The 24,454-nt window shown below is 68.9% G+C and carries 25 protein-coding genes, 2 tRNA genes, 1 other RNA gene and 1 pseudogene; 16 read left to right on the top strand and 13 right to left on the bottom strand.

Annotated features, from left to right (window positions below):
* The first annotated feature begins 100 nt into the window (after positions 1 to 100).
* Positions 101 to 1,198 carry a DNA polymerase III subunit beta gene (gene dnaN / locus ACFYSC_RS15530; protein WP_362932555.1) on the top strand — a complete coding sequence of 366 codons (1,098 nt, stop codon included), beginning with the start codon at positions 101 to 103 and terminating at the stop codon, positions 1,196 to 1,198.
* Positions 1,199 to 1,312: 114 nt separating this feature from the next.
* Here the strand turns inward: dnaN and ACFYSC_RS15525 are convergent, their stop codons facing one another.
* The 6 genes from ACFYSC_RS15525 to upp all read right to left on the bottom strand — a co-directional run bounded on the left by ACFYSC_RS15525 (position 1,313) and on the right by upp (position 5,427).
* Positions 1,313 to 2,002, bottom strand: coding sequence for a FadR/GntR family transcriptional regulator (locus ACFYSC_RS15525; protein WP_362932557.1), 690 nt, complete (start codon positions 2,000 to 2,002; stop codon positions 1,313 to 1,315).
* A 107-nt stretch (positions 2,003 to 2,109) separates the two neighbouring features.
* Positions 2,110 to 3,468, bottom strand: a complete 1,359-nt coding sequence (locus tag ACFYSC_RS15520; protein WP_389961465.1) for a helix-turn-helix domain-containing protein — start codon at positions 3,466 to 3,468, stop codon at positions 2,110 to 2,112.
* Between the two features lie 131 nt (positions 3,469 to 3,599).
* Positions 3,600 to 4,127, bottom strand: coding sequence for a PH domain-containing protein (locus ACFYSC_RS15515; RefSeq protein ID WP_389961463.1), 528 nt, complete (start codon positions 4,125 to 4,127; stop codon positions 3,600 to 3,602).
* Complete coding sequence (locus ACFYSC_RS15510) at positions 4,124 to 4,282, bottom strand: hypothetical protein (protein ID WP_179821737.1); 159 nt, start codon at positions 4,280 to 4,282, stop codon at positions 4,124 to 4,126. The genes ACFYSC_RS15515 and ACFYSC_RS15510 overlap by 4 nt, the downstream gene beginning before the upstream one ends.
* A gap of 138 nt (positions 4,283 to 4,420) precedes the next feature.
* Positions 4,421 to 4,651 carry a hypothetical protein gene (locus tag ACFYSC_RS15505; RefSeq protein ID WP_362932563.1) on the bottom strand — a complete coding sequence of 77 codons (231 nt, stop codon included), beginning with the start codon at positions 4,649 to 4,651 and terminating at the stop codon, positions 4,421 to 4,423.
* Positions 4,652 to 4,788: 137 nt separating this feature from the next.
* On the bottom strand, positions 4,789 to 5,427 hold the full coding sequence (gene upp, locus ACFYSC_RS15500) for a uracil phosphoribosyltransferase (RefSeq protein WP_362932565.1): 639 nt from the start codon (positions 5,425 to 5,427) through the stop codon (positions 4,789 to 4,791).
* Positions 5,428 to 5,597: 170 nt separating this feature from the next.
* On the opposite strand from upp, the gene ACFYSC_RS15495 reads away from it, so the two are divergent.
* The 4 genes from ACFYSC_RS15495 to ACFYSC_RS15480 all read left to right on the top strand — a co-directional run bounded on the left by ACFYSC_RS15495 (position 5,598) and on the right by ACFYSC_RS15480 (position 7,345).
* Positions 5,598 to 6,107, top strand: coding sequence for a tRNA adenosine deaminase-associated protein (locus ACFYSC_RS15495; protein WP_179821743.1), 510 nt, complete (start codon positions 5,598 to 5,600; stop codon positions 6,105 to 6,107).
* 16 nt (positions 6,108 to 6,123) lie between these two features.
* Positions 6,124 to 6,615 (top strand): tRNA adenosine deaminase-associated protein, encoded by a 492-nt coding sequence (locus ACFYSC_RS15490; RefSeq protein WP_389961460.1) that lies wholly within the window; start codon positions 6,124 to 6,126, stop codon positions 6,613 to 6,615.
* A gap of 172 nt (positions 6,616 to 6,787) precedes the next feature.
* On the top strand, positions 6,788 to 7,231 hold the full coding sequence (gene tadA, locus ACFYSC_RS15485; RefSeq protein ID WP_362932569.1) for a tRNA adenosine(34) deaminase TadA: 444 nt from the start codon (positions 6,788 to 6,790) through the stop codon (positions 7,229 to 7,231).
* A 24-nt stretch (positions 7,232 to 7,255) separates the two neighbouring features.
* Positions 7,256 to 7,345 (top strand) — tRNA-Ser (locus ACFYSC_RS15480).
* 82 nt (positions 7,346 to 7,427) lie between these two features.
* Here ACFYSC_RS15480 and ACFYSC_RS15475 read toward each other — a convergent pair.
* From ACFYSC_RS15475 to ACFYSC_RS15460, 4 genes are all read right to left on the bottom strand, one after another.
* Positions 7,428 to 7,727 carry a type II toxin-antitoxin system VapB family antitoxin gene (locus ACFYSC_RS15475; protein WP_362932571.1) on the bottom strand — a complete coding sequence of 100 codons (300 nt, stop codon included), beginning with the start codon at positions 7,725 to 7,727 and terminating at the stop codon, positions 7,428 to 7,430.
* Positions 7,728 to 7,808: 81 nt separating this feature from the next.
* Positions 7,809 to 8,666, bottom strand: coding sequence for a neutral zinc metallopeptidase (locus tag ACFYSC_RS15470; RefSeq protein WP_362932573.1), 858 nt, complete (start codon positions 8,664 to 8,666; stop codon positions 7,809 to 7,811).
* 88 nt (positions 8,667 to 8,754) lie between these two features.
* Complete coding sequence (locus tag ACFYSC_RS15465; protein ID WP_389961457.1) at positions 8,755 to 9,492, bottom strand: SMI1/KNR4 family protein; 738 nt, start codon at positions 9,490 to 9,492, stop codon at positions 8,755 to 8,757.
* 447 nt (positions 9,493 to 9,939) lie between these two features.
* Positions 9,940 to 10,224: a hypothetical protein gene (locus tag ACFYSC_RS15460; protein WP_389961455.1), complete on the bottom strand. Its 285-nt coding sequence runs from the start codon at positions 10,222 to 10,224 to the stop codon at positions 9,940 to 9,942.
* A 1,508-nt stretch (positions 10,225 to 11,732) separates the two neighbouring features.
* On the opposite strand from ACFYSC_RS15460, the gene ACFYSC_RS15455 reads away from it, so the two are divergent.
* Together ACFYSC_RS15455 and ACFYSC_RS15450 are read left to right on the top strand one after the other, a co-directional pair.
* Positions 11,733 to 12,392, top strand: a complete 660-nt coding sequence (locus ACFYSC_RS15455) for a hypothetical protein (protein ID WP_389961453.1) — start codon at positions 11,733 to 11,735, stop codon at positions 12,390 to 12,392.
* A 26-nt stretch (positions 12,393 to 12,418) separates the two neighbouring features.
* Positions 12,419 to 13,537 (top strand): helix-turn-helix domain-containing protein, encoded by a 1,119-nt coding sequence (locus ACFYSC_RS15450; RefSeq protein ID WP_389961451.1) that lies wholly within the window; start codon positions 12,419 to 12,421, stop codon positions 13,535 to 13,537.
* A gap of 127 nt (positions 13,538 to 13,664) precedes the next feature.
* On the opposite strand, the gene ACFYSC_RS15445 is transcribed toward ACFYSC_RS15450, so the two are convergent.
* A complete protein-coding gene (locus ACFYSC_RS15445; protein WP_389961844.1) occupies positions 13,665 to 14,399 on the bottom strand; it encodes a hypothetical protein in 735 nt (244 codons plus the stop codon).
* A gap of 727 nt (positions 14,400 to 15,126) precedes the next feature.
* On the opposite strand from ACFYSC_RS15445, the pseudogene ACFYSC_RS15440 reads away from it, so the two are divergent.
* Positions 15,127 to 15,438 (top strand): annotated as a pseudogene (locus ACFYSC_RS15440) (tyrosine-type recombinase/integrase); the annotation flags it as partial.
* Between the two features lie 77 nt (positions 15,439 to 15,515).
* Here the strand turns inward: ACFYSC_RS15440 and ACFYSC_RS15435 are convergent.
* A tRNA-Ser gene (locus ACFYSC_RS15435) sits at positions 15,516 to 15,604 on the bottom strand.
* An 82-nt stretch (positions 15,605 to 15,686) separates the two neighbouring features.
* Between ACFYSC_RS15435 and ffs the strand changes: the two genes are divergently transcribed.
* From ffs to ACFYSC_RS15400, 7 genes are all read left to right on the top strand, one after another.
* Positions 15,687 to 15,782, top strand: an RNA gene (gene ffs / locus ACFYSC_RS15430) — signal recognition particle sRNA small type.
* Between the two features lie 32 nt (positions 15,783 to 15,814).
* Positions 15,815 to 18,097, top strand: a complete 2,283-nt coding sequence (locus ACFYSC_RS15425) for a DNA polymerase III subunit gamma and tau (protein ID WP_389961449.1) — start codon at positions 15,815 to 15,817, stop codon at positions 18,095 to 18,097.
* 332 nt (positions 18,098 to 18,429) lie between these two features.
* Positions 18,430 to 18,783 (top strand): YbaB/EbfC family nucleoid-associated protein, encoded by a 354-nt coding sequence (locus ACFYSC_RS15420; protein ID WP_362932823.1) that lies wholly within the window; start codon positions 18,430 to 18,432, stop codon positions 18,781 to 18,783.
* A gap of 4 nt (positions 18,784 to 18,787) precedes the next feature.
* Positions 18,788 to 19,387: a recombination mediator RecR gene (gene recR / locus ACFYSC_RS15415; protein ID WP_362932581.1), complete on the top strand. Its 600-nt coding sequence runs from the start codon at positions 18,788 to 18,790 to the stop codon at positions 19,385 to 19,387.
* The gene (locus ACFYSC_RS15410; protein ID WP_362932583.1) at positions 19,380 to 19,910 is read left to right on the top strand and encodes a DUF5063 domain-containing protein; all 531 of its coding nucleotides are present in this window, start codon (positions 19,380 to 19,382) and stop codon (positions 19,908 to 19,910) included. The genes recR and ACFYSC_RS15410 overlap by 8 nt, the downstream gene beginning before the upstream one ends.
* Before the next feature lie 91 nt (positions 19,911 to 20,001).
* Positions 20,002 to 21,276: an aspartate kinase gene (locus ACFYSC_RS15405; protein WP_362932585.1), complete on the top strand. Its 1,275-nt coding sequence runs from the start codon at positions 20,002 to 20,004 to the stop codon at positions 21,274 to 21,276.
* A complete protein-coding gene (locus tag ACFYSC_RS15400; RefSeq protein ID WP_389961445.1) occupies positions 21,273 to 22,340 on the top strand; it encodes an aspartate-semialdehyde dehydrogenase in 1,068 nt (355 codons plus the stop codon). The genes ACFYSC_RS15405 and ACFYSC_RS15400 overlap by 4 nt, the downstream gene beginning before the upstream one ends.
* A 284-nt stretch (positions 22,341 to 22,624) precedes the next feature.
* Here ACFYSC_RS15400 and ACFYSC_RS15395 read toward each other — a convergent pair whose 3' ends face one another.
* Positions 22,625 to 23,038: a hypothetical protein gene (locus tag ACFYSC_RS15395; protein WP_389961443.1), complete on the bottom strand. Its 414-nt coding sequence runs from the start codon at positions 23,036 to 23,038 to the stop codon at positions 22,625 to 22,627.
* 4 nt (positions 23,039 to 23,042) lie between these two features.
* Between ACFYSC_RS15395 and ACFYSC_RS15390 the strand changes: the two genes are divergently transcribed.
* A complete protein-coding gene (locus ACFYSC_RS15390) occupies positions 23,043 to 24,395 on the top strand; it encodes a hypothetical protein (RefSeq protein WP_389961441.1) in 1,353 nt (450 codons plus the stop codon).
* Positions 24,396 to 24,454: the final 59 nt, after the last annotated feature.

Below are 24,454 nucleotides of genomic sequence, written 5' to 3'. Positions count from 1 at the left end.
ATCGCATGGCTTCGCGGGAGTTCTGTCGGTCACACCGGCTACCTTCTGATGGATACGGCCCGCGATTCCGCCATGCCGTTCAGGACGAAGGGGTGATCAGGTGAAGTTCCGGGTTAACCGTGATGTCCTGGCCGACGCCGTGGCCTGGTCGGCCAGGGCGCTGCCGAGCCGCCCGACGGTTCCGGTGCTGTCCGGCCTTCTCCTGGAGGCCGGGGACGACCTCGTGCTCTCCGCCTTCGACTACGAGGTCTCCGCCCGGGTGTCGGCCGAGGCCGACGTGGCCGAGCCCGGCCGGGCGCTCGTCCCCGGCAGGGTCCTCGCGGAGATCACCCGCAGTCTGCCCGCCCAGCCGGTGGAGATCGTCACCAGCGGATCCGAGGCGATTCTGACCTGCGGTGACACCGAGTTCGGACTGCCCACCATGCCGGTGGAGGACTTCCCGGCCCTGCCTCCGACACCGGCGAGGATCGGCGCGATCGGCGGCGGCGTCTTCGCGAGCGCGGTCGGCCAGGTGGCCCCCGCCGCCAGCCGTGACGAGGCGCTCCCCATGCTGACCGGCGTCCGGATCGACATCACCGGCGAGACCGTGACCATGGCGACCACCGACCGCTACCGCATCGCGGCCCGTGAGTTCGACTGGCGACCGGAGCGGCCCGACGTGGCCGCGGCCGCCGTGGTGCCCGCCCGGGCACTCGTCGAGGTGGCGAAGTCGTTGCGCGGGGGCGAGGTGTCGATCGGGCTGGGCGACGGCGTCGCCGGGTTCGAGAGCGTCGACCGCAGCACCACGGTCCGCCTGCTGGACGAGCAGTTCATCGACTACCGGTCCCGGCTGACCGAGGACTGGCCGATCCGGGCCGACGTGCGGGTCGCCCCGTTCGTCGAGGCGATCAGGCGGGTCGGGCTGGTCGCCGAGCGCAACACCGCGATCCGCCTGTCGTTCGACCACGGCCGGGTGTTCCTTCAGGCGGGCGGCGGCGAGATCGGTCGCGGTGCCGAGTCCATGGAGGCCGAGCTGTCCGGTGACCCCATCCAGATCGCCTTCCAGTCGCATTTCCTGCTCGACGGCCTGAACGGGGTCGAGACCGAGTTCGCCCGGATCAGCATGCAGTCCTCCAGCCGCCCGGCGCTCATCACCGAGGTCCCGGGCGACGCCGATCCCGCCTTCCGCTATCTCACGATGTCCCTGCGCGCGGTGTGACACCGCCCCGGGGCCTCCCGGCGACGGACCACACACGGATGCGCCCCGCCTCCTCGATGTTCCCCGAAGGGAGAGGAGACGGGGCGCATCCGGTGCGCCGGCAGGGCCCGCGGATCAGTTGGACAGTTCCTGGGCCTCGGTCAGGGAGATCAGGATGTGCTCCATGCACGCGTGGCCGGCGCGTTCCGCGGCGGCCACGTCACCGTCCGCGATGGCGCGGGCGATGGCCTCGTGCGGGATGTAGGTGCTGTTGATGGAGGTGCCCGCGGCGGTGATGCTGGCCCGCAGGGCGGCCGAGAAGTCCTCGTAGAGGTCGCTCAGCACCCGGTTGTGGGTCGCCTCGACGACGGCGATGTGGAAGGCGAGGTCGGCCTCGACGAACGCCTCGGGTCCGCCGGACTCCCATGCCCGCTCGCGCTCGGCCAGCGCGCTCTGGATGCGGGCGATGTCGGCGTCGGTGCGCCGGGTCGCCGCGAGGCGGGCGGCCTCGACCTCCAGGGCGCGCCGTACCTCCAGGATCTCCAGCTGCTCGGCGGCGCGCAGCCTCCGCTGCATGGCTCCCGAAAGCTCACTCGTCGCGCGGACGTAGGTGCCGTCACCCTGACGGCACTCCAGCAACCCGGCGTGGGTGAGCGCTCGTACGGCCTCGCGTACGGTGTTGCGTCCGACCCCGAGCTGTTCGGCGAGCACGGTCTCGGTAGGGATTTTCGCGTGCATCTGCCAGGAGTTCGATGTGATCTGCTCCTTGAGCTGATCGATCACCTGGTCGACGAGGGACGCACGCTGCGCCGTACGCAGACTCACAGTCCGCCTCCTCCGGGGAAACCAATCATCCTATGAGTCAATGACTGGTAGACCCTAATTATTCCGGAGGCGTGAATACAAATCCAGGTTCGGCGGAGCGCCGATCTCTACCGGGCCAGAGCGGAGTCGACCGTCACCCCCACCATCGCGCTGCGCACTCCGGCGGCTTCCAGAGCCTTACGATACGCGTTAGAGCGTTCCTCGTCCGCGCCGACTCGTCCGTACAGGTCGCCCAGCTCACGCCAGGCCCGCGCCGCCTCCCTGTCGGGTGCGGAACCCGCCGGGCGCGGCTCGTCGAGCAGCTGGCCGGCCCGGTGCAGGATGACCGGCACGTCGCGGTCGCCGTGGGCGAGCGCGATCTCCGCGAGAAGGAGCTGCGCGGTCGCCGCGACGGGACAGGCCCGTCCGTCCAGCATGGCGAGAACGGACGCGGCCAGCCGGGCGGCGTCCTCGGGGGCGTCGCCGGTGAACCGTACCCGGGCGAGGGCGACGAGGCTCCGGGCGTGCTCGTGGACGGCTCCGGGGAACGCGGCGAAGACGCGACCGGCGGAGGTCACCAGCTCCCGGGCCTGCTCCAGCGACTCCTCACCGGTGGATGCGGCCAGCCGCGCCCAGCTCGTCGCGACGCCGGCGAGCCGGAACGCCATCCGGGCCGGACGGCCGGTCGCGATGGCGTCGTCGGCCAGGTGCACGGCCAGGGCGGAGTCCTCGCCCTCGGCCGCGACGAGGCTCGCCCGCCACAGCGCGTGGATCTCGGCGGTGCGGTTGGCCACGACGGGCACGCCGTTGTCCGTCAGCACCCTGCGGATGTAGTCCATGCCCGGCGAGCGCGGCTGCCGGGGGCTCTCGGTCTCCATGAGGGACGCGGCGAGATCGACGGCGACCTCGCCCTGCGTCAGCGCGAGCCTCTCCACCTGGACGAGCGCCTGGGCGGCCAGGTCACGGGCGCGCAGGATGTCTCCGGCGCGCTGGTAGCAGCGGCTCAGCGCCACGGTGAGGGGCAGGTCCGCCAGACGCTCGGGATGGGCCGCCGCCTCACGGCGCAGCCACTCGAACGCCTCCACGGCCGGCCCGAGCCTTCCCTGGGCCTCCAGGGCCCGCGCGCGGCCGAACCGCGCGTGCGCGCCCAGCAGGACGTTCTCCTCGCCGGCCACCTTGACGATCTCGCCGAACCGCTCGGCGGCCACGGACGGGTCGCCGTGGAGCAGTTCCAGCTCGGCGTGGCGCAGCCCGAGTTCGGTGTCGATGCGCTGACGCGGTTCGATGCCGTGCAGCAGGAACTCGGTGGTGCAGCCCAGGCGTTCGGCGAGGAGGCGCGCGACCACCGGGGTCGGCGTGCGCTTGCCGGACTCGATGAGAGAGACATAACTGTCGGAGAGGTCAGGCCCGGCCAGCTGGGCCTGAGACATGCGCCTACTGAGCCGCAGTCCGCGGACGCGGTCACCGATGGTTCCCTGACTCGGCATCTGATCTCTCAGGGCGGGGGATGGTCAATGTTCCCGCCATGATTGCACGAAGCAGTCGAATAAGGTAACCCCGCGTGAAAAATATCGGGTGGACTCTTCTCTAACGTGCCTCCGCAAAGGACGAAGAGGCACTAATCATCGTCGTTGCCTCCGGGGAAGAGCATCTGGCACACCTCGAGGTAGAGCGTCTCGGGGTAGGGGATGTAGTTGACCCTCGACAGGGCCTGGTCCTGGCCGGCCGACTCCAGGACGAACTCGCCGTACCCCATCATGCGGCCGAGCAGCGACCGCTGGAAGCTCATGTCGGTGACCTTGCCCAGCGGCATCATGTCGACCTTGCGGGTGATCAGGCCCGTGGTGAGCAGCATCCGTTTGGACGTGACGACGAAGTAGTCGACCGACCACTCCGCCACCTTCCAGACGAAGCGGATCAGCAGCAGGAGCCAGGCCCACCACACGACGACGAGGGCGGCGCCGCCGCCCTGGTCGCCGAACCACTTGCTCAGCAGCCCGGCGAGGATCAGGCCGCCGAAGACCTCGGCGACGGGGCGGAGCAGCACGGCCGGGTGACGCCGCACCATGATGACCTGGTGTTCGTGGGGGAGCAGGTAGCGGTTGACCGACGAGGGAGCTGAGTCCCCGTGGGTCACGAGCCTCATGAGAGATGGGAGACGAACTGGGCCAGAGAGTCGGCCGCGTTGTACACAGTGTCCATTGCGCTCCTCACCGTGCTGGCGGCGTCACCTGGTCGGGTGAACAGGAAGAACGCCACAAAAGCAATACCGCCGTACGTAAGAACCTTCTTGACCTGCACTTCGGCCTCCTGCTACCGCTGACCCACTGCACCCGCCGTATACATTACCCACGCCATTCGCCGGGTAAAGCGCTTCGGTCCATTACGTCTGGCCACGTTCCACGGACCTGGCGAACCGGACAGAATGGCTTTTCTCGGTCACCCGCGCTCGCTCGCGACGAGCGCGAGGACCTCGAGATGTTTGCGGGCGATCCGCTCCACCATTCCAGGATGGACGTGGCCGGTCACCTCCAGCGCGCCGTAGTGCGCCGCCTCCACGCAGCGGGTCACCGTGGCGGCCGGATGGATCCCGGAGAACTCGGCCCGCAGCGTGGCGCTGACGCCCTCGTACGGGTCGGGCTCCGCGCCCGGCGTGATTCGCTCGCTCATGGTTCTCCCTGGTGTGCGCCCGCGGCCCTCGCGGACCGGAGCGCGCAAGAGCCGCTTTCGCTACTCTGAGTACCCAGAGAGTAACATTACGGAGTCGAAAGCTGCAGAACGTCCCTTCTATCGGAAGGGAAGTTTTCTCAGACGACCCCGTAAAGACGGTCACCGGCGTCGCCGAGGCCCGGGACGATGTAGCCGTTCTCGTTCAGCCGCTCGTCCACCGCCGCGGTGACCAGGCGGATCGGCCGGCCGCTGCCCGCGAACGCCCGGTCCATGTGGGCGATGCCCTCCGGGGCCGCCAGCAGGCACAGCGCGGTCACGTCGTCCGCGCCGCGCTCGAAGAGGAACTCGATGGCCGCGGCCAGGGTGCCGCCGGTGGCGAGCATGGGATCGACCACGTAGACCTGGCGGCCGGACAGGTCGTCCGGCAGGCGGGTGGCGTAGGTCTCGGCCTTCAGCGTCGACTCGTTGCGGATCATCCCGAGGAAGCCCACCTCGGCCGTCGGCAGCAGCCTCGTCATGCCGTCCAGCATGCCCAGGCCCGCCCGCAGGATCGGCACCACCAGCGGGTACGGCTGAGCCAGCCGTACCCCCTCGGCCGGCGCGACCGGGGTCCGCACGGTCACGTCGGTCACGCGGACGTGCCGGGTGGCCTCGTAGGCGAGGAGGGTCACGAGCTCGTCGGCGAGGCGACGGAATGTGGGTGAATCCGTCTCCGCGTTCCGCAGCACGGTCAGTTTGTGTGCCACCAGCGGGTGGTCGACGACCAGGGTCTCCATGGAGGCCAACGGTATCCGGTATGCCGAGGTGAGGGATAACGGCAGGGTCCGTACGTGATGTGACCCACTTTCACTTTGAGTTTGATCACGATTTGGTAGGAGAGACGTACGCTCGCAGGCTGGTTCTGAAAGCATTGACTTCCGGAGAGAACGCATCGGTGGGGATGGCCATGTCAGATCAAGAGGCGCTCGACTTCGCCATCGTCGTCTACCGCGAGGACGACGTCTGGGAGGCGGAGGTCCTCCCCACCGCCCTCACCTCCGACCTGGACGGCCTGATCTACGCCCTGCGCCAGCAGCCGAGCATGAGCGGCACGATTGGTCTGGTCGCCGTTGGGGATGAGTTCTTCGTGGCGCTAAGGGTGTTCGGCGAGCGGGTGGACGTCTTCCTGTCCGACATCGCCGCCTCCTGGGACTTCCCCCTCGCCGAGCAGGTGCTGGAGTACCTCGACGTTCCGGTGCCGGACGAGGAGGAGCTCGACGCGATCCTCCAGGACGAGGACACCGCCCTTCCCGCCGGGGACCTCTCGATCTTCGCGGATCTGGGCCTCGACGAGATGGAGCTCGGCATCCTCTCCGGCGACGTCGACCTGCTTCCCGAGGACGTGCTGTCCAGCATCGCCGCGCGGCTGGGTTTCTCCGAGCCGTTCGAACGCGCCATCGACTCGATGTTCGGCTGACCTTGGGAGATCGGCCATGTCCTCCAGCCCATCAGCAAGCAGCGTGTTCTCGGCGGCCTTCGTCCGCACCCCCGGCGGGTGGAAGGGCGCGGAGGTCGATCTAGGCTCCGCCGAGACGGCGGACGACCTCGGCGACGCCGTCGCCGAGCATCTGGGACTCGACGGCGACGAACTGGTCCTGCTGTGCGTGGAGGTGGAGGACGAATGGTTCGGGATCGTCCGCTACGACGGTGACGGGGAGCCCCGCACCTTCCTCTCCGACGAGCAGGCCGGTGTCTCGGCGAGGCTCGGGGAGCTCTTCAGCGAGCTGGCCGGGGTCGCGCCGGCCAAGGAGACGGCCGAGATCGGGGTACGGCCCGCCGGCGACTTCGAGCTGCTGGACGACCTCGGCGTCACCTCCGAGGAGCTGATCGAGCTCAGCGTGGAGGAGGGCGTCCTCCCCGCGGACACGCTCTCCGTCATCGCCGAGCGGCTCTCGTTCGCCGACGAGCTCGACAGGCTGCGATGACCGTGACGGCCGTACGGCCGCCGTCGTCGTGACGGGTGGCGGGCGGGGTCCCGGGGCGGGCGGGCCGGGAGACGGAGCCGCGGGCGGACGGGAGACCGGGCCGGAGTCCGACGGGCCCGCCGAGCCCGGCGGGTCCGGCGTATCCGGTGCGGAGGCCGGTCACGTCCCCGTGATGCGGCTCGCCCTCGACGAGGCGGCGCGGGCCGGCGCCCGCGGCGAGGTGCCGGTCGGCGCGGTCGTCGTGGACGCCGGGGGCGCCGTTCTGGCCCGGGCGGGCAACGACCGCGAGTCCCTGGCCGATCCCACCGCCCACGCCGAGATCCTCGCGCTGAGGGGCGCCGCGCGGGCGCGCGGCGGGTGGCGGCTGGACGGCTGCACGCTGGTGGTGACCCTGGAGCCCTGCACGATGTGCGCCGGGGCCGCCGTGCTGGCGCGGGTCGACCGCGTCGTGTACGGCGCCGCCGACGCCAAGGGCGGCGCCGTGGGCTCGCTCTGGGACGTCGTCAGGGACCGCCGCCTCAACCACCGGCCCGAGGTGGTGAGGGGCGTTCTGGCCGACGAATGCGCCGGGGTCCTCACCGATTTCTTCTCCGTCAGACGGATGCGCGAGCAATAGCGGTTATCCGGTAAGCTGCTCCGCGGTGGAGTCGCCTAGTGGCCGAGGGCGCACGCCTCGAAAGCGTGTGATGGGGCAACTCATCCGTGGGTTCAAATCCCACCTCCACCGCCACAGCGAAGGGCTCCCGGCCGTCGGCCGGGAGCCCTTCGGTTTTCCGCTCCCCCGCCCCTCCGGACCTCTCCGGCGGGCGGGCTCAGTCGTCCGGCAGCTCCAGCACCCTGGCGTGCAGGACCGAGCGCTGGTGAAGGGCCGACCGCAGCGCGCGGTGCAGGCCGTCCTCCAGGTAGAGATCACCGTGCCACTGCACCACGTGCGGGAACAGGTCGCCGTAGAAGGTGGAGTCCTTGGCGAGCAGGGAGTGCAGATCCAGCACCGCCTTCGTGGTGATCAGGGTGTCGAGCCGGATCTGCCGTGGCGGTATCTGCGCCCACTCGCGGTGCGAGAGGCCGTGGTCCGGGTAGGGCCGTCCGTCGCCGATCATCTTGAAGATCACACTATGTAGTTTATGAGAGTATCGGGCGTCATGCCCGCCGGATGCCCATCCGGCGGTTCGTTTCGCAGGTCACGAGGCCTTTCAGATGTCGCCCGCGAAGGTGTCGCACTTGTTGGGGTCGCCGCTCTCGTAACCGGTGGTGAACCACTTGACACGCTGCGCCGACGTCCCGTGGGTGAACCCCTCGGGGTCGATCCGGCCCTGGGTGCGCTTCTGGATGCTGTCGTCGCCGACGGCCGAGGCCGCGCTGATCGCCTCTTCGATGTCGGTCTGGCTGAACGGCTTGGCGAACAGGCCGGTCTCGTAGGCGTTCTTGGCCCAGGCTCCGGAGTAGCAGTCGGCCTGAAGCTCCAGCCGGACCGAGCCGCTCTCCGGTCCCTGCCGGTCTCCCTCCGCCTTGGCGTTGGTGCCGAGGAGGTTCTGTACGTGGTGGCCGTACTCGTGGCCGACGACGTAGGCCTGGGCGAACGGGCCGCCCTTGGCGCCGAACCGGCTCTGGAGCTCGTCGAAGAAGCTCAGATCGAGGTAGACCCGCTTGTCGGAGGGGCAGTAGAACGGGCCGACCGAGGCGTCGGCCGCGCCGCAGCCCGTGTTGACCTGGCCGGAGAACATCACCGTCTTGGCCGGCGTGTAGTTCTGCACGACCCCGGGCCAGTAGTCCTGGATGCTGTTGACCACGCCGACGATCCGGCACTGCTCCTTCTGGTCGGCGTCCTGGCCGGTCTTGCACTCGGAGGCGAGGTTGGAGCTGGGGTTCACGGGTGCCGGGTCCTCGCCGCCGGTGATGTTCCCGGGGTTGACGCCGAATATCAGAGCCACGATGAGCGCGATGATCCCGGCCGCGCCGCCGCCGACGGCGAGTCCGCCGCCGGGGAAGCCGCCCCTGCCGCCGCTCTCCACCTGTGAGGAGTCGAGCTTGGCGTCATCTCTGAAGTCCATCGCCGATGTCCCTTCGATCCGCTGGGGAACCTCCCACTGCCCCGGGAAGGGCCGGACATTCCGGTGGAACCGGATGACGACGGGGAGGTCACGGCGTCGCGGCGTCCTCCCCGGCTCCCGCCGCGCTCTCCGGTTCCACCCCTGCCGCGCCTTGCCGCTCCTCTCCCGCCGCGCCCTGCGGTTCCTCTGCGGCCCGGTGCTCCGCGTGGGAGAGCCACTCCAGATACCAGTCGGCGAACATCATGCGCCCGCCGTCCCCGCCGCCGAGGGGTACGACCCCCATCCCGACGGCCCGGACGTCCTCCCACACGGTGCCGCGCTCGGGACCGGTCACCACGAGGAGGGTGTGGTAGCCACATCCCCGGTCGCCCACGCGGAGCGTGCCCGCGACCAGAGCCTCGTCGAGCTCGTCGTCCCAGGCTCCGAAGGCGCGGCGGTATCCCTCCTCGTCCGGGTAGGCGTCCCGGGAGGGCTCCCGCTCGTCGTATTCGTCCAGCGCCCGCTGCGCGTGGTCCGGCCGGAAGGGACGCCGCAGACGTCCGGCGAACGCGGCCCGGCTCTCCTCCGGAGGGAGGACCGGCGGGAACAGCCCGTAGTCGGGACCCGCACCGCCCGCGCCGACCTCCAGCAGGAAACCGCGGTACTCCCCGGGCAGACTCGTGCCCAGGGCCGTCTCGATCTCCGCCACCTCGCCCCCGGTGAGCGGGGGCGACAGCTCGAAGCCGTGGCCGTGGCCCTTGAAGAAGGCGCCGAACACCCGGCGCGCTCCCGGGGCGGCGCGCAGGGCGAGCACCCGCTCGCGCACCCCGGCCCACATCGTCGTCACCGGAGGAAAACTACCTCCGAGGGGGCCGAAGAGCCCTCCGGAGAGGCCGACTGAGACCCGAACCGAGACCCGGAAGCAGAAGAAGCCCGCTCCGAGATGGAGCGGGCTTCCCTGTCGTGGCTGGTGAGCCGTGGCGGAGGATAGGAGATTCGAACTCTTGAGGGGTTGCCCCCAACACGCTTTCCAAGTCTGCGGATCTCCGTACAAACACGTTCAAACCGTGCTTTGGCCAGGTGGGTGCGGGTGGTTGTCATGCAAGTGAACAAGGGCGAACGGCGATGAACTGAGACCAAAAATGAGACGGAACCGGCGTTGGCCGGACTCGATGGTCTGGCGGCTGGCACTCACAACCGAGTTCCCGGGATGCCCCGCCGACTCTTTGCCGGCGGGGCACGTTCCCCGTCCTTTCTAGGCCCTGGGAGGCCGTCACCGTGCGACGGCCTCTACTCAGGCAGCCTCGGACTTTGTCACGATATCGGTACACATGGCACCGTGACCTGCGGCTTTGCCGTCAGGTACGATGATGGTGACCGTGGAGGGCTTGCTTCCCTCACCGGTCTTCGCCTGGTGGTACCAGGCGAGAGCGGCGATCATCGCGGCACTTGCCCCGATGATCGCGATCGCGCGGGCGGTCCGTGGATTGCTTTCCAGGGCATAGCGGACCGCCCTTGCAATTTCGGTGTGCGTATCCTGCACATCCTCTTCTGTCTGATTTCTGCGTTTTCGACCCACTTGCTTTCCCTTCCGGTCGTGCCAGTCGCAGGAATGGTCCCAGATGGCCCTCAGATCGATTCTGAGGCATGAGTGTACATGCCCCCGGTAGTGGATGAGGACCACCCGATTGGCGGCTTCAGGCTTGACTACAGGGCCTCGTGGAGGGTATTTCGCGCGTCACGCGTTCGCTCGCGCGATATACCAGACCCTCCCGCGCTGTGAAGGGGTTACCTCGGGATGCTTGGTCCATGCCTTGTGCCCTTCGCTCGTGGATAGAGGGTGCGGTGGCGCGCCATATCTGTATACTGGTCGGTTTTCTTGAGAGGTCGCATCTTCGGGGACCTTAGATAAGCGACTTCTGTGGATGAGTGTTTGTGTTATGCGCGTGCGCGCGCACGCGCGCACCAGGAGTAGGCATATTGACACGCCTAGCCAGATCTTCCACGCCTGGCAGCAGCTACTTAGTGTTCCTATCCTGTGACCGAAATGATCATTAGGTTGGTATATAGAGCGTCATTGCCAGTCGGACGGTGCTGATCGTGTTCGATCAGTGCTCGGAAGGCCGGGTGGCGTGACTAGCTAAGGTCTGCAGGCTTGCATACCAAGCGGTGGCAGAAGTTGCAGCGGACCGCGCGGCACGATACGACCAGCACGCTCCACTGCTGGCGAGCGATGATCCTGCCAACCTGGTCCGGCGGCAACACTGTCTCAGTCATCGCCCTCTTGATACATGCCGACGCAGGCAGAGTGTGCGGTGTGACCTATCGCTTCAACGAAACCAGGCCGGCCTACCTCTTCCCTCAGTGGGTGATCGCTGACGGTCTGCTATGGGACGCTAACCGAGCGCATAAGGGCATCGACCACATCTGAGGCATCCTGACGCCAACCCGCGCCACATTGTTCAGGCTCAGGTGCTGACACCTGTCTGCGCTGGCGAAATGCTCAGCTCACCGCTCGGGTGTGATGGCTGCCCTGCGTTGCAGGCAAGCCCGCATCCGTAGTGAGAAGGGCTTCCGCTAGGGCAGGCGTCTTTGGCTCTGCAGCTTGCAGCTCTCACCCAACCTGGCGATCGTCTCCAGCCATCGTGCTAGAGGTGGCAGCAGGGCGATGTGGTATACGCGCGTGCGCGCGCCATAGACATAGGCATGGGCTTCCCCGAATCAGGACACATCGGGACATCTTGCGGAGACTTAGTTTGTTCAAGCGGGGGAGCATTTCAGCTTCGACAGGAGGGATGGGTCTTCACCACTCCGACCGGCCGCGCGCTCAACCCGAACACCGACTACCACCAGCGGAAGGATCTACTGAAGACAGCTGGACTCCGGGACGCCCGTGAGGCTTGCCGCTTGGCAAGGCCCCCCTGAAGGTCGGTCGGGAGAGCTGCTCAGGTCCCTCGGTGAAGGCACTTGATCGGTTGGCTGGAGATGATCCAACCTCGCGTTTTCACCTGGGGTTTTTTCTCGATCTTCTTGTTTTCCTCCCTCATTTGAGGGAGGATTTCCGGCAGTCAAGGTAAGGAGGCGCCTGTGGAACGGGCTGTCTACAAGGAACAAGCAGCCGAGGACCGGCTCGCTGAGTTAGGGCTCGAAGTGAAGGAGATCCACGCGGCGCTGAGGGTGGGCGTGGGCGAGTCGCGTACATGGTCGGAGGCCGCCCCGGTGGCGATGGCCGGCATGGCGCGATGGGGGCGGATCAACGAGTACCTGCGCATCAGCAAGGGAAAAAAGGACTGGAAGTACGAAAACCCTCGGAACTTGCCCCTGACGATCCACCCAACGGGAGCCTTCGCGATCGTAGCCACCACTGGCGACGCGCAGACGGGCTCGGAGACGGGGGCCCCGCCGACCACCAAGTACGCCAAGGGCGCGACCTACCAGAAGGTCATCAAGGATAACGAGCAGATGCAGCTGCCGCTGTTTGTCGATCCCGAGGTCGGCCCCGTGTTGCATGATGTGGCGGCTGAGCAGCCTCGTGCTACCTGGATCCTGCTGTACTACGTGACCGAGAGTGCTGTCTCGGCTGAGCTGTCCTTACCGGGATCCATAACCAGTCAGGGGTACGTCGACTACTGGCGTGAGCGGATCCTGATCCCGCCCTACGTCATCGAGAACGTGCCCATCGACAGCGAAGGGGAAGAGCCCGGGGAGGGCGAGCAGGGTGTCAACGTTGCCGTTGAGCGCCGCTGACGCCCGATGGGGTAGAAAGCGGCACTATGAACCAAAAGCATCAGTTCAGCCCATCGCGGTTGAAGCTGGCACGTAAGCGCCGGGGGATGACCCTGGTCCGGCTAGAGCAGCTCAGCGGCATCAGCACGCGGACCTTGTCGGGATACGAGAACGTCCGCAGCGACAGCCGAGAACATATGACCAACAAGGTGTTGGAGACGCTGGCGCATGCCCTGCAAGTGCCAGCGGCCTTCTTGACCGCAGAGGACATAGAAGAGATCCCGCTGGAGGCAGTGAGCTTCCGCGCGCCAAGCAAGCTCACCGCTGGCCAGCGGGATACGGCGTTGGCCGCTGCTCGCATCGCCATCATGATCAATGAATGGGTAGAGGAACGGTTCCGCCTGCCAGCGCCCGACATTCCCACCCTGACTGGACGGGATCCAGAGCTAGCGGCCGAGCAGGTGCGTAACCTATGGCAGTTGGGCGTAGCACCGATCCCCAACCTGGTGCACCTGCTGGAGGCGCATGGGGTACGGGTGTTCTCTCTAGCTGAGGAATGCTTGGAGGTCGATGCGTTCTCCTTCTATTGGAAGGGCACACCGTATGTGATCATTAACACCCGGAAGTCAGGCGAGCGTGGTCGCTTCGACGCTGCCCATGAGCTTGGCCACCTGGTGCTGCATCCTGAACATGAGATCCCACAGGGCAAGCTGGCCGAGCAGCAGGCTCAACGCTTTGCTTCGGCCTTCTTGATGCCGCCTACTGCAGTACACGCCAAGCGGCTCAACAACGCGACCGTGGATCGGGTCCTAGCCGCGAAAAAGACCTGGAAGGTCTCGGCGATGGCACTTACCTACCGACTGCACGAACTCGACCTGGTGACCGAATGGGGCTACCGCACCCTAGCTACGAACCTGTCGCGAATGGGCTACCGGCGTCAGGAACCCGATGGTATCGCCCGGGAGTCCTCGCAGCTGCTGGCTAAGGTCTTCAGCGTGCTTCGTGCTGAGGGAGTTACCGTCGCCCACATAGCTCGTGCCCTGCATATCAGCCCCGAAGAGATCAACCAGCATGTATTCGGCCTGGTGCCGAGTCCTATCGCTGCGGTGCGGGGCGGAGGGCATACAACACCGACCCGTCCGCCCGCGCTTCAACTGGTGAAGTGATCCAAGAGCCTTCGCGATCTATGTGCAGAACCCTTCACGCTCAGCCTGCATGATCGGCGGACCTAAAGTTCTTAAGACGAGAGCCCCGGAGATCTTTTCCGGGGCTCTCGTGGTGAATGGGTAGATCTCAGCCGAGGTAGTGGAAGGTCGGCTTCGGATGCATCATGAAGTCGTGGTGGGAGATGTTCCAGGCGTAGGCGCCGGCCATCAAGAACTCGACCACGTCCCCCGGCTTCAAGGACACTGGCACATGCTTGGCCATGGTGTCCTTGGGCGTGCAGAGCTGACCGACGATCGTAGTGAGTTCCCCCGGTTCTTCGATGACCATGGGCTGGCTGTGCCCCTTGGTCGCCGGAGTGCGGATGTGATGAGTGCCGCCGGCGACCACCGCGAGCAACTCGTCATGAACGCGCTTGACGTCGATGACTCGGGTGACGTACCGGCCGCAGTAGACCGACAACGACCGGCCCGGCTCGATCCGGAGGACCTCACCGGGACGCTGTAGTGCCGCCAGGCCACCACCGTAGGTTTTCCAGTCGAACCGGGCGCTCGGATCGGCGTAGTCGACGGCCATGCCACCACCGAGGTTGATCTCAGTGGCACCCAGGCTGCGTGCGTAGTCGAGGATCGAAACCGCCAGTTTCAGCATGCGGGGCGTGTCCAAGCCGCTGGCGAGATGAGCGTGGATTCCGCGGAACCGTACCGCGTCCTGACCTGCGAGCAGGTCAAGGCATTCGGAGATGCCCGCAGGGTCCATGCCGAAGGGAGTAGCGCCGCCTCCCATGGCCAGGGACGCCCCGCTGATCGGAATGTCGAGGTTGACCCGAAGCAGGATGTCAGCGGATCGGCCTGCTGCGAACAGGCGCCGAATCTCGCTGGGGCTCTCGATGTGCAGCCGGTAGACATCGGCGAAGAGTTCGGCATCGGTCTTACCCGGACCGCCCAGCGCTACCGGTGCTTCGGGAAGAGCTGGCGCACGTGGGCAAGCTCTCCCCCGAAGCCACTTCCAGGTGAGCCCCGAACACCTCGAAAAGCTCTACGCCAAGATGCAGCGGGCGGGAAAGTCCGCAGGCACTGCGCACCACGTCCACAGAACAGTCAGAACGGCGCTCAACGTGGCCGTACGGCGCGGATACCTCATCCGGAACCCCGCGACTCTCACCAAGGCTCCGACGCTCTCAGAGGGGGAAATAGAGCCGTACGAGATCGCTGAGATTCAGCGGCTGCTCAAGGCCGCGGACGCGCTGCCGCGGAACAGCGCGCGATGGGCCCGCGCTCGCCCTCGGTCTTCGGCAGGGCGAAGCTCGCGGGATGAAGTGGACCTGGATCTCGACAGGGGAACCCTCCGCGTACGGCGAGGTCGCCAACGCCCGAAGTACGCCCACGGGTGCGGGGAGGCCTGCGGCAGGAAGGCGGGTTACTGCCCGGAGCGCCTGCAGACCAACCCCGACACGGCCGACACCAAGTCACGGGCGGGCCGGCGCACGATAGGACTGCCCGCGCAGCTGGTCACCCTGTTCCGTAGGCACCGGGAGGAGTAGACCAGGGACCGCGCGGACGCTCGGCAGCTCTGGCATGAGGAAGGGTGGGTCTTCACCACCCCGACCGGCCATGGGCTCAACCCGAACACCGACTACCGCCAGTGGAAAGATCTACTGAAGACAGCCGGACTCCGGGACGCCCGGCTGCACGACGCCCGGCACACGGCCGCGACCGTCCTCCTGATTCTCGGCGTGCCAATGCCCACGGTCATGTCCATCATGGGATGGGCGAGTGCCGACATGGCCAAGCGCTACCAGCACGTCATCGATCCCATTCGGCAGACCGTGGCGGAGCAGGTCGGCGGACTGCTCTGGCAGGTCTCCGAGGGGGCCGAAGAGCCCTCCGGAGAGGCCGACTGAGACCCGAACCGAGACCCGGAAGCAGAAGAAGCCCGCTCCGAGATGGAGCGGGCTTCCCTGTCGTGGCTGGTGAGCCGTGGCGGAGGATAGGAGATTCGAACTCCTGAGGGGTTGCCCCCAACACGCTTTCCAAGCGTGCGCCCTAGGCCAACTAGGCGAATCCTCCGTGGAGAAGCTTACCGAACTTTCGGAGTGCGATGAACGGATATTCGGTGCTCCGAACACTCCGATCAGACGTTAGACTGTCCTCGGACCCCTCGCGCGGCGTCATCCTGTGAACCTCCCCAGGGCCGGAAGGCAGCAAGGATAAGCAGGCTCTGGCGGGTGTGCGAGGGGTTCTCTTCGTTTCAGGACCTCTCGCAGGCGGGATCGTCGCATGAGTCTTGCGCTTTACCGCAAGTACCGGCCCGGGACCTTCGCCGAGGTCAAGGGCCAGGAGCACGTCACAGAGCCGCTGCGGCAGGCGCTGCGGAGCGGCCGGATCAGCCACGCCTACCTGTTCAGCGGGCCCAGGGGCTGCGGCAAGACCTCCAGCGCCCGGATCCTGGCCCGCTCGCTGAACTGCGAGCAGGGGCCGACGCCCGATCCCTGCGGAAAGTGCGAGTCCTGCGTCGCGCTGGCCCCCACCGGTCCCGGACACCTCGACGTCATCGAGATCGACGCCGCCTCGCACGGTGGCGTGGACGACGCCCGCGACCTGCGTGAGCGGGCCTTCTTCGCGCCGGTGTCGGCACGCTTCAAGATCTACATCATCGACGAGGCGCACATGGTGACCCGCGAGGGTTTCAACGCGCTGCTAAAGCTCGTCGAGGAGCCCCCGCCGCACCTGAAGTTCGTCTTCGCGACGACCGAGCCCGAGAAGGTCATCGGGACGATCAAGTCCCGGACCCACCACTACCCCTTCCGGCTGATCCCGCCCGCCGCGCTGCGCGCGCTCATGGAGGAGATCCTCACCGCCGAGAAGGTCCCGTTCGAGCCGGCCGCGCTGCCGCTGGTGATCCGGGCGGGCGCCGGCTCGGCCCGTGACTCGCTGTCCATCCTCGACCAGCTCTTCGCCGGGTCCGACGAATCGGGCATCACCTACGCGCGCGCCGTCTCCCTGCTGGGCTACACCGACGGCGGCCTGCTCGACGACGTGGTCGCCGCCTTCGCCGCCCGCGACGGCGCCCGGGTCTTCCAGACGGTCGGCCGGGTGGTCGAGGGGGGCCACGACCCCCGCAGGTTCGCGATGGACCTGCTGGAGCGCTTCCGCGACCTGGTGATCCTGGCCAACGTGCCCGAGGCGGCCGAGAGCGGGCTGCTCGACCGGCCCGCCGACGAGCTCGACCGGCTCCGCGAGCAGGCCGCCTCGATGGGTCCGGCCGAGCTGACCCGCGCCGCCGAGATCTTCAACGCGGGCCTGACCGAGATGCGCGGCGCGGCCTCGCCCCGGCTGATGCTGGAACTGATGTGCGCCCGGACGCTTCTGCCCGGGACCGGCCGTGACGAGGCGGCGCTGCTGACCCGCCTGGAACGGCTGGAGCGCGGCGGCCTCACGGCGGCTCCCGCCGTCCCCGCCGTCGGCGTCCCGCCCGTGCGGGCGGTCGCCTCCCCAGCGGTCGCCTCCCCGGGGGACGCGTCGCCGGCGGCTCCGGCCGCGGCGGGCCTCTCCGCGGCGGCCCAGGCCGTGCCGTCCGCGCAGTCCCCGGTCCCACCGCCCGCACAGGCTCCGGCGCCCTCCGCCGGTACGGCTCCCGCCCCGGCGCAGCGGCCCCGCGCGGACGAGGACTGGCCCGCCGTGAACCGGCCGGGCGTCCCGGCGGCGGAATCCCAGGCCCCCGCGGCGCCCACGGCCCAGGCCCCCTCGACGGCTCCGGCCGCCCCGGCCGCCGACGCGGTGACCGGTACGGGGGCCGCGGCGGTGCAGCAGGCGTGGCCGCAGGTGCTCGCCGCCCTGAAGCGGCGCAGCATCGTCGTCTGGGCGAACGTGAACACCAACGCCCAGGTCGTGGGGGTCGAGGGGAAGCTCGTCACGCTCGGGTTCGCCCAGGTCGGCGCGATGCGCAACTTCACCGGCGGCGGCAAGGACGTCGTCGTCGCGGCGGCCCTCCAGGACGTCCTGGGCGGCTCCTGGAAGGTCGAGGCCGTCGTGGTGGGCGGCGGCCCGCCCGGCGGCGCCCGCCCCCCGGCGGGCCCGCCGCCCCAGCCGGTCCAGCCCGCCCCGCAGCCGGCCCGGCCGGGCCAGGACCCCGCCCCGGGGCCCGCTTCGGGGCCGGCTCCGGGATCCGCCCCGGGTTCCGCGCAGGGACCGGTTCCGGGGGCCGGCTCCGCGCAGGTCCCGGCGGCCCGGCAGGCCCCTCCCGCGCGCCGGTCCTCCCCGCCCGCCGACGACTCGTGGCCGGACGCGCCGCTTCCCGACGACCCCGGCTCACCGCCCTCCCCGGCCCCCGGTCTCGCCGCCGCCCGCTCGGCCGCGAGGGCGGCGGCGCAGACGGGCCCGAGAGCCGGCGGCGCCAGGCCCGCCTGGCCGGACAAGGTGCCGGGGCGCGGCCCCGCGCCGGACGGCGACGAGGTCGACCCGCTGAACGACGCGGACGCCGACGTCGACGCGCTGACCGGCATGGCGCTCATCCAGCGTGAGCTGGGCGGTCAGATCATCGAGGAGATCGACCACACCTGACGCGCGGCCGACGCGCGACGCCGCGCCGTACGGAAGCCGTACAGGGCCGTACGGGCAGGGCTGTACGGAGCCGGCGCGGGGAAGATGCGCGGGGTTATTGAACAAATGCAATGTGTGACGGGCCCGGGTCCGGTTAAATTTCCGTCAACACGTCGCCGTACGCGGCCGATCCGGTGCGTGTCATGTCGGGTCCCGGACGTCTGGAGGGGGGCCGGGACCCGACAGTGGTTTAGCCGCCTCCCCTGGGGAACACGTGCCCGGGCCAGTGCAACAGCCGGTCCGGACCCCGTAGGCTCGTGACGACTGACGTCACGGACGAGGAGCACACGACGGTGAACCCAGGGGATGTAAACCTGCAGCAACTGCTGGAGCAGGCGCAGCTCATGCAGCAGCAGCTCGTCAGCGCCCAGCAGGAGCTGAACGACGCCCAGGTGGAGGGCTCGGCGGGCGGCGGGCTCGTCGTGGCCACGGTCAACGGCAGCGGCGAACTGCTCGAACTGAAGATCAGCGCGGAGGCCGTCGACGCCGGCGACCGCCAGGAGACGGCCGACACGATCGCCGATCTGGTCATCGCCGCCATCCGGGACGCCGTGCGCTCGGCGGCCGACCTCCAGCAGGAGAAGCTCGGGCCGCTCGCGCAGGGCCTCGGCGGCGGGGGCGGCCTCGGCCAGCTTCCCGGATTCTGAAGCCATGTACGAAGGGGTCCTCCAGAACCTGATCGACGAGCTCGGCATGCTGCCGGGCGTCGGTCCCAAGAGCGCGCAGCGGATCGCGTTCCATCTGCTGGCAGCGGAGCCCGCCGACGTCAAGCGGCTCGCCCACGCCCTGCTGGAGGTCAAGGACAAGGTCCGCTTCTGCCGTGTCTGCGGCAACGTCGCCGCCGAGGAGGAGTGCCGGATCTGCCGTGACGCCCGGCGCGACACCCACGTCATCTGCGTCGTGGAGGAGTCCAAGGACGTGGTGGCCATCGAGAAGACCCGTGAGTTCCGTGGCCGCTACCACGTGCTCGGCGGGGCGATCAGCCCGATCGACGGGATCGGCCCCGACGATCTGCGCATCCGGGAACTGATGACGCGCCTGGCCGACGGCCGGGTGACGGAGCTGATCATCGCCACCGACCCCAACCTGGAGGGGGAGGCGACGGCGACGTACCTCGCCCGTCTGGTGAAGCCGATGGGTCTGAAAGTCACACGACTCGCCAGCGGCCTGCCCGTGGGCGGTGACCTCGAGTACGCCGACGAGGTCACCCTGGGCCGCGCGTTCGAAGGAAGAAGGCTGCTGGATGTCTGACGCATGGGCCGCTCTGGCCGACCGGATCGCCGTCCACGCGCGTGACTACATCGACGGGCTGACCCGGCTGGCGGGCGGCGAGGGCGGCGACGCCATCCTGCCGCTGCTGCTGGTGGAGGTGGCCCAGGTCAGTTCGGCCGGGGCCCAGCTCGGCGCCTGCCAGGACGTGATCCTGTCAGGAAACTGGGAGCCGCACCTGAGTGAGGACCCCGACGTCGACGGCGTCCGCACCGACCTCGCCGAGCGCCTGGGCCCGGTCGACGACTACGCCGAGGTCTTCGACCCCTACAAGGACACCTCGGTGACGCCCTACCGGCTGTCGGACGACCTGACCGCGGTGGCCGCCGATCTCATCCACGGGCTCCGGCACTACCAGGCGGGCCGTCCGCTGGAGGCGCTGTGGTGGTGGCAGTACTCCTACTTCAACACGTGGGGCAACCACGCGGGCGCCGCCCTGCGGGCACTCCAGGCGCTCGTCGCGCACACGCGCCTCGACGTGGCGGAGGAGCGTACCACGGTCTGACCGTCCCACATGGTGGTCAGGCCCGAGAGAGCTCGACGGGGCGCAAGTAGACTGTGGACTCCACAGCCCCAGATTGCTTCGGAGAGATCTCGTGGCGCTCGTTGTACAGAAATACGGTGGTTCGTCCGTCGCCGACGCGTCCTGCATCAAGCGGGTCGCGCAGCGGATCGTCGCGACGAAAAAAGCCGGCAACGACGTCGTGGTGATCGTCTCGGCGATGGGCGACACCACCGACGAACTGCTGGACCTCGCCCAGCAGGTCTCGCCGCTGCCCCCGGGCCGCGAGCTCGACATGCTCCTCACCTCCGGTGAGCGCATCTCGATGGCGCTGCTGGCGATGGCGATCGCCAACCTCGGCCACGAGGCCCGGTCCTTCACCGGCTCCCAGGCCGGTGTCATCACCGACTCCTCCCACGGCCGCGCGCGCATCATCGACGTGACGCCCGGCCGGATCCAGGAGGCCCTCGGCGACGGCCAGATCGCGATCGTGGCGGGATTCCAGGGAGTCTCCCAGGACACCAAGGACATCACCACGCTCGGCCGGGGCGGTTCCGACACGACCGCCGTCGCCCTCGCCGCCGCGCTGGAAGCCGACGTCTGCGAGATCTACACCGACGTGGACGGCGTCTTCACCGCCGACCCGCGCATCGTCCCGGCCGCCCGTAAGATCCCCAGGATCTCCTATGACGAGATGATGGAGATGGCGGCCTGCGGGGCGAAGATCCTGCACCTCCGCTGCGTGGAGTACGCGCGCCGGTTCGACCTGCCGATCCACGTCAGAAGCTCGTTCAGCACCAAGGAAGGCACGTGGGTCGTCTCCGACCCCGACAGTGAGGGAACAGAGATGGAGCAGCCGATAATCTCCGGCGTCGCGCACGACCGGAGCGAGGCCAAGATCACCGTTGTCGGGGTGCCCGACAAGGTCGGCGAGGCTGCCACGATCTTCAAGACGCTGGCGGACGCTGAGATCAACATCGACATGATCGTGCAGAACGTGTCGGCGGCGGCGACCGGCCGTACGGACATCTCCTTCACGCTGCCCACGACCGACAGCTCCACGGCGCTGACCGCACTGAAGAAGATCCAGGACCGCATCGGGTTCGAGTCGCTGCTCTTCGACGACCAGATCGGCAAGGTGTCGCTGATCGGCGCGGGCATGCGCTCGCACCCCGGCGTCACCGCGACGTTCTTCGCCGCCATCGCCGACGCGGGGGTGAACATCGGGATGATCTCCACTTCGGAGATCCGCATCTCGGTGGTCGTCGGGCAGGACGAGGTCGACGCGGCGGTCACCGCCGCGCACCACGCGTTCAACCTCGACGCCGACCAGGTCGAGGCAGTGGTCTACGGAGGTACCGGACGATGAGCCGCAAGCCGACCCTCGCCCTGATCGGCGCGACCGGTGCCGTGGGCACCGTCATGCGCGACATCATCTCCCAGCGGGAGGACGTCTACGGCGAGATCAAGCTCGTCGCGTCCGCCCGGTCTGCCGGGAAGGTCCTCCGGGTCCGCGGTGAGGACGTGGTCGTCAGGGAGCTGGCCCCCGAGGTCTTCGACGGCGTCGACATCGCGATCTTCGACGTGCCGGACGAGGTCTCCGCGATGTGGGTGCCGGTCGCAGCCGAGCGCGGCGCGATCGTCATCGACAAGTCCGGGACCTTCCGGATGGACCCCCAGGTGCCGCTGGTCGTGCCGGAGGTGAACCCCGAGGCCGCGCGGGAGCGGCCGCTGGGCGTCATCTCCACCCCCAACTGCACCACGCTGTCGATGATGGCCGCGATGGGCGCGCTGCACGCCGAGTACGGCCTGCGCGAGCTGGTGGTCGCCTCCTACCAGGCGGTCTCCGGCGCGGGCGTGGCGGGCTCGGCGCGCCTCTACGACGAGGTCGAGGCCCTGGCCGGCGACCGGACGGTCGGGCAGACCGCCGGCGACGTGCGCAAGGCCCTGCAGAACGCGCTGGGCGAGGCCGAGTCGCCGTTCCCGGCCCCGGTGGCGTTCAACGTCGTGCCGTGGGCGGGCTCGCTCAAGGACGGCGGCTGGGCCTCCGAGGAGCTCAAGCTCCGCAACGAGTCCCGGAAGATCCTCGGGATCGACGACCTGAAGGTCTCGGCGACCTGCGTGCGGGTGCCGGTGATCACGACCCACTCGCTGGCCGTGCACGCGACCTTCGAGCGCGAGATCACCGTCGCCGACGCCCACCGGATCCTGGAGGCCGCGCCCACCGTGGTCGTCATGGACGACCCGGCCAACGGCGTCTTCCCGACCCCGGCCGACGTCGTCGGCACCGACCCGACCTATGTCGGCCGGATCCGCCAGGCGCTCGACTTCCCGAACACCCTCGACCTGTTCGTCTGCGGGGACAACCTCCGCAAGGGTGCGGCCCTGAACGCCGCGGAGATCGCCGAGCTGGTCGCGGCCGAGTTCGCCTGACCCTGCAGACCCGTCGGACCGGTCCGGCCCGTTCGGATCCGGCCGGTCCGGTCGTCACCGCCTCCCGTCGTACGGCGCGCCGTACGGCGGGAGGCGGTCCGCCGTACGGCAGAAGGCGGCCTGACCTGCGGCGGGTGTCCGTCGCTCGCCGATCACGATGTCAGGGCCCGCGGGGCCGGGGTGTCGTGGCGGTCGTCGCATGGCGGTGTCCACGGGCCGCGGCGGTCGCGGTGTCCGGGGTGCGGGTCCTGTGCTTTCATGCGTCCCGGGCGCCGGAGAAGGCGTCACGGTGTCCCGGTGTCGAAGAACAGGATGTCCCAGTGGTCCAGCTCGCGGGCGTAGAGGGCGTTCGGTGCCCGGTAGAGCGGAGCGCCGTCGTCGCGGATGCCGTCGAACGGATAGTGCCGGGTGATGTAGTCGTTGACGCATGAGTTCGGCTGGATGTCCAGCTTGTAGCCCTTGGCGTGGCTGTAGCGGCCGGGGGCGTGGCCGACCTCGGTGCCGCCGGTGATGACGATCGGGCATCCGCTCGCCCGTCTTAGCGCGATCACGGAGGTGACGGTGGTCCTCCGTACGGTGTCCAGCGAGGTGCAGTGCCCCACCGTGCGGTCCACGCATCCCCCGGTGGACTTCCAGGACAGGCCCGAGCGTTTCAGCCGGTGCGCGGCCTGGGCCTGGGTGAGACGTACGGGCAGCACGCGCGTGGTCTTCGCGCTCGTGGTCCTGACGCTCGCCGCCTCCGTGCGCGCGGCCGGTTTCGCCTCGGCCGCGGTCTTCGCCACGGGAGCGCGCCCGGAAGCCGTGGCCGGTTTCGCCTCCGTCGCGGTCTTCGCCCCGGTCTTCGCCCCGGTCTTCGCCCCGGTCTTCGCTACGGGTTTCGCCACGGGAGCGGCCTCGGTGCCGGTGGCCGGCTTCGCCGCCGCGGGTTTCACCGCCGCCGCGGTTTTCGCCGCCGGGACATTCCTGACGCCCGTGGTCGATTCCGCCTCGGCCGTGGTCTTCATCGCCGTGGCCTTCGTCGCCGCGCTCCTCGCCTCGGTTGCGGGCTTCACCGCCGGGGCGCCCTTCGTGCCAGGGGCGGTCCTCTCCGCGAGGGCGGTCTTCCTCGGGGCGATGACCCCCCTCACGGGGGCCGTCCTCGCGCTCCCGGTGCCCTGCCTCGCGGGAACGGCCTTCGTGCCCTCGGCGGTCTTCGTGCTTTCGGCGGTCTTCCGCGCAGAGACGGCCTTCCGCGCAGAGACGGTCCGGCGCGCCGAGACGGCTTTCGCGCCCGCGGCGACCTTCGCTCGTCCGGCGGCCCTCGTCGCCCTCGCGGTCTTCGTCACCGCCCGCACAGCCGCCCTGGTGCTCGCGGTCCTGGCGCCCCGCACCCTCGGGGACCTCGGGTCGGCGGCCAGATCGTCCGACGTCGATTCCATGTCCGCGGTCGATCCCGTGTCCGCGGCTGTTCCGGTGTCCGCGGTCGACCCTGTTTCCGCGACCGACCCTGTTTCCGCGGCCGACTCGGCGCCGGCGGTCCACGCGCCCGCCGCCGACCCGGCACCCGCCACCGCCCCCATGCCCGCCACCGCCCCCATGCCCGCGCCCGCCGACGCTCCGGCACCCGCCATCGGCCGGTCGGCGGTCAGCGGTCCCGTGAGGACGGGTGGTATCGCGGCGGTCAGCGGGCTCAGGAGGGCGGGTGACCCCGCGGTGATCAGCGGACCCGTCGCCGTCAGCGAATCCGCCACCGTGGGCGAACCTGACATCATGAGCGGGTGTGCCGCCGTGACAGGGCCCGCGTCCATCAGCGGGTCCGCGGCCACGAGACCGGCCGGGCGTGTGACGGCTCCGGCGGCGCTTCCCGCGGTCACCGTGGTGAGCGCCGCGGGCAGAACCAGAAATGCTCCGGACGCGAGCCAGGAGGCGCCACGTCTACGGGGAGGTGCTCCCATTCTTCATCCCTTGTCGCGGGAGCCCTTCCGCCAAGGGGTTCAATCCCACGATCGAACTGGTACGACTCCTCAGAAAGTCTCGAATTTGCCCTTTAATGGTGATCATCGTGCGGCTCGATGACCTGACCCGTTCGCCCGCCGGGTCGTGGATCAACAACGGGGTCACGGGGTCGTACAGTG

The sequence above is a fragment of the Streptosporangium sp. NPDC004379 genome, from assembly GCF_042873875.1.
Lineage (GTDB): Bacteria > Actinomycetota > Actinomycetes > Streptosporangiales > Streptosporangiaceae > Streptosporangium.
This window is presented reverse-complemented; position numbering and strand designations above follow the sequence as displayed.